Raw genomic sequence first — 8,631 nt, 5'->3', positions numbered from 1 at the left:
TAAACGCCACCGCAGCCGCTTCCAGCGCTTCAGCTTTCTCGACCAGCCCTGCTCCTTCCTCGGTCAGTTGGTAGCCCGACTGTTGGCGCACAAATAGCGGTAGTTTAAGCGCTTTTTCCAGCCGTTCGATACGCCGAGAGAGCGTCGCAATGCCCAAATGGAGTTCCGCTGCGGCACCACTCAGCGTCCCGTGACGAGCCACAGCCAAAAAAGCGCGAGTGTCATCCCACACCCACCCACGGGGCATCTGTTTTTCAAAACCGGAAAATGGCTTATCGAACTCGTTCATTTTTTTCATTATGGGATAGTGCCACGCTGTCACTCCGCTACTCAAGAACGGTTTACGGAGAGACAGCATGCAACAACGTACACTTGGCACCGACCTTTCTATTTCCGCTATTGGCCTGGGCTGCATGGGCATGAGTGAATTCTACGGCCCACGGGATGACAGTGAATCACTACGCGTATTGGCGCAGGCAGTGGAACTGGGCATCGATTTTTTTGATACGGCAGATATGTACGGACCACACCATAACGAAGAGCTGATTGGCCGCTTCCTCGCTAAGCATAAGCCGCAAGTGCGTATCGCAACTAAGTTTGGCATTGTGCGCAACCCCGGTGAGTATCAACGACGCCTGGACAACAGCGCCGAGTATGCGCGCAAGGCCTGCGAGGCATCGCTGCGGCGGTTAGGGGTCGAGCAAATCGATCTCTACTACGTCCATCGCGTTACCCCGGATGCGCCTATTGAAGAGACCATGGAAGGCCTCACCCAGCTAGTCAAAGAGGGAAAAATTGCCCATATCGGCCTGTGCGAGGTCAGCGCTGACACCTTGCGCCGCGCCCATGCAGTGCACCCGATTACTGCCGTCCAAACCGAGTATTCGCTTTGGACACGCGACGTAGAGCAGGCGGTGCTCCCCACCTGTAACGAGCTAGGCATCGGCTTTGTGCCCTACTCGCCACTAGGCCGGGGATTCTTGACGGGTAGATTTCAGGATACTGCGGATTTCGAGGAAGGCGATTTTCGCCCTAACTTGCCGCGCTTTTCAGATCAGGCCATGAGCACCAACCGCCGAATCGCCGACGTGATTGGTGAAGTGGCCGCCAACAAAGGCTGCACACCTGCACAGCTATCGCTCGCCTGGCTACTGTCTAAAGGCCCCAACATCGTGCCAATTCCAGGGACTAAGCGGCTGCGCTACCTTGAAGAGAATGCAGCAGCAACGTCGATTACTCTTACCGCTGATGAGCAACGTCAGTTGGAAGCAGCCACCGCACGCATTCCAGTGATCGGTGAGCGCTACACGCCGGAAGGCATGAAAGGGGTTAATGCATGAGTTAACTAACGCCTAATCGCCGCATTATTGGCAGCGGGCGCGGACTTGAGGTGTATAGCCAAACTCCGTTTTGAAGGCAGCCACAAAACTGCTGACGCTTTTATAGCCTACCGTATAGGCCACGGCGGTTGAGCTTTCGCCTCTATCCAGGGCTTCAAGCGCGTTCATCAACTTGAAGCGGGTACGCCATTGGCGAAAGGTCAGCCCGGTGTCGGACTTAAATAGCCTTTCTAGCGTTCGTACGCTCGCCCCGGCAAGGCCCGCCAGCTCAGCTAATGTGTGGCGATTATCCGGGTGGTTGACCATGTGGCTAATGATACGTCGCAACCGCGGGTCAGTCCCAGAAGGTAGCGACAAATTCTCAGCGGGTAGACTATTTAGCTCATCAATCGCGACTAGGCCTAGGCGCGTCGTGCTGGCATCGTCGTCGCGACACTTTAGGGAATCGTTTAGCCTTAGCACAATCTCGCGCATCAACGTGCTCATCGCCACCATCACCACCTGGGTGTCCTGATCACGTGCCCTACAAGTAGGATCAATGTAGAGGTTGCGGGTTTCCACCAGCGTTTCACAACTCACTTGGTGGAGACAGTTACTGGGTATCCACACGCCGTGAGTAGAGGGTACAACCCACACCGCTTGTTCACTGGTAACACGCAGCACGCCGTGTTTAGCCCATAGCAATTGCCCGCGAGGGTGAGCGTGCGGCAATACCCCAGTTTCAGCCTGCATACTGCGAGCGCGAGTCAATACAGGGCGACTAGGATCGAGGACGAACGCTATATCACTGGGTGGCGACATTGTCGCTTTATCGCTATTTATTGTCATATCTTGCCCTCAACACGTCAGCATGCAGGCGCTATTGTAGGTCCAGCTGCGCGCACCGCGCAATTGAGCTTATCGCCACCAGGACCTCCTCATGCTTCGTTCACTTCGCTTTTCCCATGCAATAGCAACCGCGGCCTTATTGGTCGCTTTGTTATTGGCATTTTTTCCCTTAGCGGGCAACCCAGCGGCATTTTCTTACAGCGCTGGCATGGTACTGCTCACGCTGGTGCTGTGGAGTACCGGGGTACTCCCCCCATTTCTGACTGGCCTGATCTTCTTTGCGCTGGTTAGCATATTGGGTCTGCTAGCGCCGGAGCAGCTATTCGCGGGGTTTGGCTCAACAGCCGTGTGGATGGTTATTTCCGGGTTTGTAATTGGTTCTGCCATTACATCAAGCAAACTTGGCGATCGACTAGCGGCCGTATTGGCACCACTGCTAACGGCAAGCTATCCACGGCTGATTGGGGGATTAGTGTTAACCGCCGTAGCACTAGGCTTTGTGATGCCCTCTTCAGCGGGTCGAGCGGTGGTATTGATTCCTATTGGTTTAGCATTGGCTGAACGAGTGGGCTTTGAGCCGGGCAGCGCTGGCCGACTGGGCGTAGCCACTGCTCTTGCTGCCGCTTGTAACATGCCAAGTTTTGCGGTGCTTCCATCCAACCTCCCTAATATGATTTTGGCAGGTGCAAGTGAAAGTCTATATGGCATTCATTTTGGCTATGCGGAGTATCTACTACTGCACTTTCCTATTTTGGGAATGCTAAAAGCACTATTGATCGTGGCGCTGGTAATAGTGGTATTCCCAGCCCGCATTGACCCACAGTTCAAGCAAGCCGTCGCTGAAACCAAATTTTCCGGCGATGCGACACAGCAAAAAAAAGTGGCTGTCATACTGGGCATTACGTTGATGTTTTGGGTTACCGATACGCTACACGGCATCAACCCTGCGTGGGTGGGGCTGATGGCAGCGGTAGTGCTAATGATGCCAAAGGTCGGTGTCATGGCCCCGAAATCATTCAATGGAGCGACAGATTTTGGCACCGTAGTATTTGTGGCCGCAGCATTGGGGGTGGGAACACTGGTAAATGTCTCAGGCATTGGCAGTGTTATGGGAAGAGAGTTTAGTCAACTGCTGGAGACGAGCAACAGTAGCCCCTTCTGGGACTTTATGTCGCTTTCATTGATGGCCACCTTGACTGGAGTAGTCGCCACCACACCCAATGTAGCTACCATACTAACTCCCATGGCCACCGAATTCGCCGCGGCTTCAGAGCTGTCACTTTCCACGGTGTTAATGACTCAGGTAGTAGGCTTTTCCACCGTCATTTTTCCTTATCAGGTGGCGCCCTTGATTATGGCCATGCAGCTATCTAAAGAGCCTCTGAGCCAATTGTTGAAAATCATCATCCCATTAGCGCTAATAACGATCTTACTATTGATGCCATTAGACTACCTTTGGTGGCGACTGTTGGGTTGGGTGGGTTAGAGACACCCAGTAACGATTGCTCTAGCCCAACGACGGAGCAATTTCCTCAAACAATTTCCTCCAACAATCTCATCAATTGAGCGCCTTCCATCCAGCAGCAGATACTCCTGGTTAGTCATACTGGGAGTTTGCGCCAACGGCGTCGTCATCATTGCTCCTCTTGATTTGTGTAATTCAACCTTTACAGAGGAGCTGTTTGTTGATTCTGAGTTGGCTTAGCATCTATCGATGAGGATAGACGACAAACGCCAGCTTGTTGCCGTCTGGATCTCGTACGTAGGCGGCGAAAAAACCTTCACCATACTGAGGGCGGTAACCTGGCGGACCTTCATCGCTGCCCCCGTTCTGCATCGCTAATTGATAGAGCGTATCGACTTCTTTAGGATCAGCAAATTGAAACGCGGTCATGGTGCCGTTGCCAACGCTAGCGGGATAACCATTAAAGGGAAAACCAACAAAGAACCTTGGCACATTGACATCATCAGGGTCGCCGAAAGAAACGCAGGCATCGTCTTGCCAGCACACATCCAGACCCATACTGTTAAACAGCGGCGCATAAAAGCGAAGTGCACGCTCCAGGTTATGCGTTCCTACCATTGTATAAGCAATCATTGTGGCTACCTCTTATCGTCTATCTCCTTGTTTATCTACTTAGTTCAGATAGCCGCCGATCGCTGGGCTATCAGTGAGAAGATAAGCAGTCCCCTTTCCCTGCTCGCACATCGCAAAGTCACTCTTCTGGCTCTCCAAACCAAATTTCTAATCCTTGGCGCTGATGGCGGCTACTCGTTCAGGCTGTTTGATCATTAACGGTATCCTGAAAAGAAGCTTAGCAGTTCCCAGGCGTTGGTAACTCACTGTGAGCCTTTTAGTTTCTTTTCTTAAGTGCACTTGCCCGTGTTTAGAACACTCTTTAAACTACTGCGCCGCCCAGGAGATACCCCCATGAAAATCAATGTGGTCGGCACTAGTGGTAGTGGCAAAAGCACACTGGCTAAACAGCTCTCAGTAGCGCTGGATACGTCTTACATTCAGCTTGACCAGCTGTTTTGGTGCGCTAACTGGGAGGGCACGCCCGACGATGTCTTTTTCACCAAGCTGGAGGAGGCACTGTCGGCCTCCACCAATGGGTGGGTATTGGATGGCAACTTTGATCGCACGCGGCCAATTAAGTGGCGCGATGTCGATATGGTGGTGTGGATCGACTTCCCCTTCTGGCGTGTCTTCAGCCAAGCCTGCTCACGAGCCATAAAGCGTATTATTAGCAGAGAAGAGATCTGGCCCGGTACAGGAAACCGCGAAAGCTTTCGCCAAACATTTTTAAGCCGTAATTCAGTATTGCTCTGGTCGCTTAAAACATGGCATCAAAACCGCAAACGTTACTTCGCCGATATGATTGATCCACGCTATGCCCATATCCAGTTTGTGCGTTTAACCTCGCATAGAGAAGCGCAGGTGCTAGTGGATAACCTCCACCATAATGCCTCTGTCTAAACTATGTAGCTTTTAATGCTTACCTCATGTGTATTTCCTTTGGTAAGCCGAATAGCTGCGCTAATCGGCTGCCAAGGCCCCCTTGGAAGATGTACCCCGTTTGGCATTTGCGTGAGGAGACCTGTAGGATAATTGAACAACTGTTCAACTAAGGAATTTCTATGCAACGTCATCCGCTGATTACTGCCGTGTCACTGGGTCTTTTTGCTGGTGCTGCTACGTCCACTGCACTCGCAGAGGCAACGCCACTAGAGCAGCAGCTAAAGGATCTGGAGTCGTTTCAGGTAATCGCTCATCGCGGTGCCAGCGGACATGCACCGGAAAGCACCATGGCAGCCTATGAACTGGCCCACGAGTGGGGAGCTGATTACCTGGAACTGGACGTTCAGCTCACCTCCGATGGTGAGTTAGTAGTATTCCATGATGATGCCATCGATCGCACCAGTGACGGCGAAGGCCATATTCATGATTACACGCTAGAAGAGCTAAAGGCGCTTGATACCGGTACCTGGTTCAACGACGCCAATGTCGATAAGGCAGATACGGCCTTTGAAGGAGCGCAAATACTCACACTGGAAGAGCTATTTGAGCGCTTTGGTCACGATGCTCGTTACTACATTGAAACCAAGTCCCCTCTGTTGAACCCTGGTTTAGAAGAAGCCTTGGTTGAGGCACTTGAAGAACACGAAATGATTGAAAATGGTCGGGTGCTGGTGCAATCGTTTGAGCAGGGTAGCCTACTCAAAGTACATGAGCTTAATGAACATATCCCCCTCATCCAGTTGGTGTGGTACTCGCCCAGTGAGGAAGATAATGATCGTTTAGTGGAGTGGACAGGTGTTACTCCAGCGCCAGCAGACATCACTGACGAAGACTTTCAGGCAATCGCAGCGTACGCGGCAGGTATCGGCACGAATGTGACGTATAACGGCGAAGACGTTATTGATGCTGATTTTATTCGCCAAGCTCAAGAGAACGGCCTTCCCGTTCACGTTTACACCATCAATGAAACTGATGAGATGAAGCGTTTACAGGACTGGGGCGTCAACGGTTTATTTACCGATTACGCTGACCGGCTTCTTGAACTCGCGGACTAACCCAGCGTTGGCTCGCCGCTTTTACGCTCGGCTTTGGTCGGGCGTTTTAGTTGATCGAGGTGGATCCAAGCTCCCCCCTCTCAAGCCTGATAGCAATTAGCAACAGCTTAACTATCGAGAAGTAGGTTCATTGAACGCATGTATTTAGCGCTTCAAGCACTGCCCTCGTGTGTCATTGTCAATCAACCATGCGATGCGACATTTCCAGACGATACATACTTTCGTCGCAGAGCATTTCGTTGATTGTTATGTAGGTAAGATCAACAAAATTGATGTAGGGTTTAAAACTGTGCCGTTTCGACTTAGCGTTGCCGAACCGAGGTTCAAAAGTTTATCTGTCATCACACAAAATATTTATAAAACAAAAATTTGCCTCTAGAGACTGAAGAGGAGTAAGCGTCATCATTTCACACACATATAGCGTGCTAGTACGAATGGTATGCTGCATGGACTTGGCGTTCAGCAGGCGATGGAAAAGACTCGCGCTATGCCGTCTCTTTACTTGATACGTATCGCTTGCCAACAAATCAAACGGGGCCTTACTGGGTTGGTGCTGGCTTTTCTTTTGGCCGGACAAACCCATGCACAATCCGTTGATCAAGACGCAGCCATACTTCTAGTAGCGCACCCAGCGGTAGCCACGCAATGGCTAAACCGTGACACAACGCGGGCGATATTTGCCATGCGGCAACGTACATGGCCTGACGGCGATGCCGTACAGGTGTTTGTGCTGCCAAACCGAGATCCTGTACATGCGCGTTTCACCAAAGAGCAGCTCGCCGTTTATCCACATCAGCTACAACTGGCATGGGATCGCATGGTGTTTTCTGGCATGGGGCAAGCGCCTAATCGCGTTGCTGATCAGCTCGAAATGCGCGAGAAGATTGCAAATACTCCTGGCGCGCTGGGATATCTTGAAAGGGAGTATCTGGATGAAAATGTCCAAGTTATTTCAATGGAATGAGCATTTTTCCGTTATCCGCAGGCCCACTGTAGCCATACTCACAAGTTTGCTAGCACTGCCTATTTGCTCGTCCGCCTGGGCAAACGAAAACGTGCTCGACACTCTGCAAGTACATGGTTTCCTGAGCCAGGCGCTTATCATCACCGACGATAATGATTTCTTCGGTAGCAGCAGTGAGAATGCAGGAAGTCTGGAGTATACCGAAATAGGTGTTAACGCCTCTCTCCGCCCTCACCGCAATGTGCTGGTGGCCGCTCAGGTGCTTAGCCGTCGCGCCGGTGGTGAAACTAGCGATGCCATCCCAACGCTAGATTATGGCGTGGTGGATTATCAGATGGTCTCCAACCAGCAGCGTACTCTAGGCCTTCAGGTAGGTAGATTTAAAAACCCCTTCGGCATTTATAACCAAACGCGTGACGTCGCTTTCACGCGCCCCAGCATCTTATTGCCACAATCAATCTATTTTGATCGCACTCGATCGTTGGGAATGGCTGGCGATGGCGCCAGTATTTATCATGAAGAGCGAACCCAGTCCGGCGTTTTTCGCTTTCAAGCAGGCGTTGGTAAAACCCGCATAGAGGACGATGTCGATCAAGCGCTTGGGCTGAAGCGTTTTCCAGGATCGTTACGCGCGGGCTCTTCTGCGATTGGCCAAATTCGCTATGAAGACAACGGGGGACACTTTCTAATGGCACTCAGCACCGCTAGTGCTAACGCTGACTATGAAGACGCTCAACCCCCACTAACTAATGGCAGCTTCCAGTTTCAGCCTTGGGTATTTTCATTGCAATACAATGACGAGCTGTGGAGCTTAACCTCTGAGTATGCGCTGAGAACAATTGAACTAGATGGCTTTAATCCTGCCATTGACCAGAAAAAAACCGGTGAAAGCTGGTATGTGCAATATACGCGTCGTATGGACCATGATTGGCAGTGGTTAATTCGCTTTGATCGTTTGGTAAATGATCGAAATGACCGTTCAGGTACTCGCTACGCACAAAGTGGTTTGGGCCCTGCCCATTCTCAATTTGCAGATGACATTACCTTTGGCGTTCAGTGGACACCCAGACCCAACCTAATGTTGGCAGGTGAATATCATCATGTGGACGGTACTGGTTGGCTACCCTTACATAAAGACGCGGATGCATCTGAAACAAGCCGACATTGGAATATGTTGCTCTTCCAGCTTTCACTGCGCTTTTGATCGGGATACGCAGAGATGACCACACGTTCGTCCCCTAAAGCGCGCTACCGGCTTAGTTTGACTTGGCGTGTTATCGCGCTGAGCAGCCTATTACTGCTAGCGCTTGTGGCACTCTTTATATGGTTAGGCCAACACCAGCTCACTCAACAGTTAGAAAGTAGTCGGATGGAAAGCCATGAGCGGCAGCAGCGCGAGAGTAAGCGTTCATCCTACGACGT

At 51.4% G+C, this 8,631-nt stretch carries 10 protein-coding genes; 7 read left to right on the top strand and 3 right to left on the bottom strand.

From position 1 onward, the window contains the following. Positions 1-298 (bottom strand): helix-turn-helix domain-containing protein (locus INT22_RS21690; RefSeq protein WP_226912962.1); only part of this gene is annotated, 298 nt, incomplete at its 3' end. Between the two features lie 58 nt (positions 299-356). Here INT22_RS21690 and INT22_RS19850 point away from each other — a divergent pair. Beyond that, positions 357-1,340 carry an aldo/keto reductase gene (locus tag INT22_RS19850; protein WP_089039469.1) on the top strand — a complete coding sequence of 328 codons (984 nt, stop codon included), beginning with the start codon at positions 357-359 and terminating at the stop codon, positions 1,338-1,340. 24 nt (positions 1,341-1,364) lie between these two features. Here INT22_RS19850 and INT22_RS19845 read toward each other — a convergent pair whose 3' ends face one another. Next, a complete protein-coding gene (locus tag INT22_RS19845; RefSeq protein ID WP_193068783.1) occupies positions 1,365-2,168 on the bottom strand; it encodes an AraC family transcriptional regulator in 804 nt (267 codons plus the stop codon). Positions 2,169-2,259: 91 nt separating this feature from the next. On the opposite strand from INT22_RS19845, the gene INT22_RS19840 reads away from it, so the two are divergent. Continuing rightward, positions 2,260-3,654 carry an SLC13 family permease gene (locus tag INT22_RS19840; RefSeq protein WP_193068782.1) on the top strand — a complete coding sequence of 465 codons (1,395 nt, stop codon included), beginning with the start codon at positions 2,260-2,262 and terminating at the stop codon, positions 3,652-3,654. Between the two features lie 222 nt (positions 3,655-3,876). Here the strand turns inward: INT22_RS19840 and INT22_RS19835 are convergent, their stop codons facing one another. Continuing rightward, positions 3,877-4,266 (bottom strand): VOC family protein, encoded by a 390-nt coding sequence (locus INT22_RS19835; protein ID WP_038477195.1) that lies wholly within the window; start codon positions 4,264-4,266, stop codon positions 3,877-3,879. A 333-nt stretch (positions 4,267-4,599) separates the two neighbouring features. Here INT22_RS19835 and INT22_RS19830 point away from each other — a divergent pair, with 333 nt between their 5' ends. From INT22_RS19830 to INT22_RS21685, 5 genes are all read left to right on the top strand, one after another. Beyond that, positions 4,600-5,148 (top strand): adenylate kinase, encoded by a 549-nt coding sequence (locus tag INT22_RS19830; RefSeq protein WP_193068781.1) that lies wholly within the window; start codon positions 4,600-4,602, stop codon positions 5,146-5,148. Positions 5,149-5,309: 161 nt separating this feature from the next. Next, positions 5,310-6,245, top strand: coding sequence for a glycerophosphodiester phosphodiesterase family protein (locus INT22_RS19825; protein WP_193068780.1), 936 nt, complete (start codon positions 5,310-5,312; stop codon positions 6,243-6,245). A gap of 439 nt (positions 6,246-6,684) precedes the next feature. Beyond that, on the top strand, positions 6,685-7,209 hold the full coding sequence (locus INT22_RS19820; RefSeq protein ID WP_226912961.1) for a hypothetical protein: 525 nt from the start codon (positions 6,685-6,687) through the stop codon (positions 7,207-7,209). Further along, complete coding sequence (locus INT22_RS19815; protein ID WP_226912960.1) at positions 7,178-8,413, top strand: hypothetical protein; 1,236 nt, start codon at positions 7,178-7,180, stop codon at positions 8,411-8,413. The genes INT22_RS19820 and INT22_RS19815 overlap by 32 nt, the downstream gene beginning before the upstream one ends. Before the next feature lie 15 nt (positions 8,414-8,428). After that, positions 8,429-8,631: hypothetical protein (locus INT22_RS21685; protein ID WP_226912959.1), on the top strand; the 203-nt coding region annotated here is incomplete at its 3' end.

The organism is Halomonas sp. 3D7M, from assembly GCF_014897885.1.
Taxonomy (GTDB): domain Bacteria; phylum Pseudomonadota; class Gammaproteobacteria; order Pseudomonadales; family Halomonadaceae; genus Vreelandella.
Note: the sequence above shows the minus strand (reverse complement) of the source record. Positions and strands in the feature narration are given on the sequence as shown.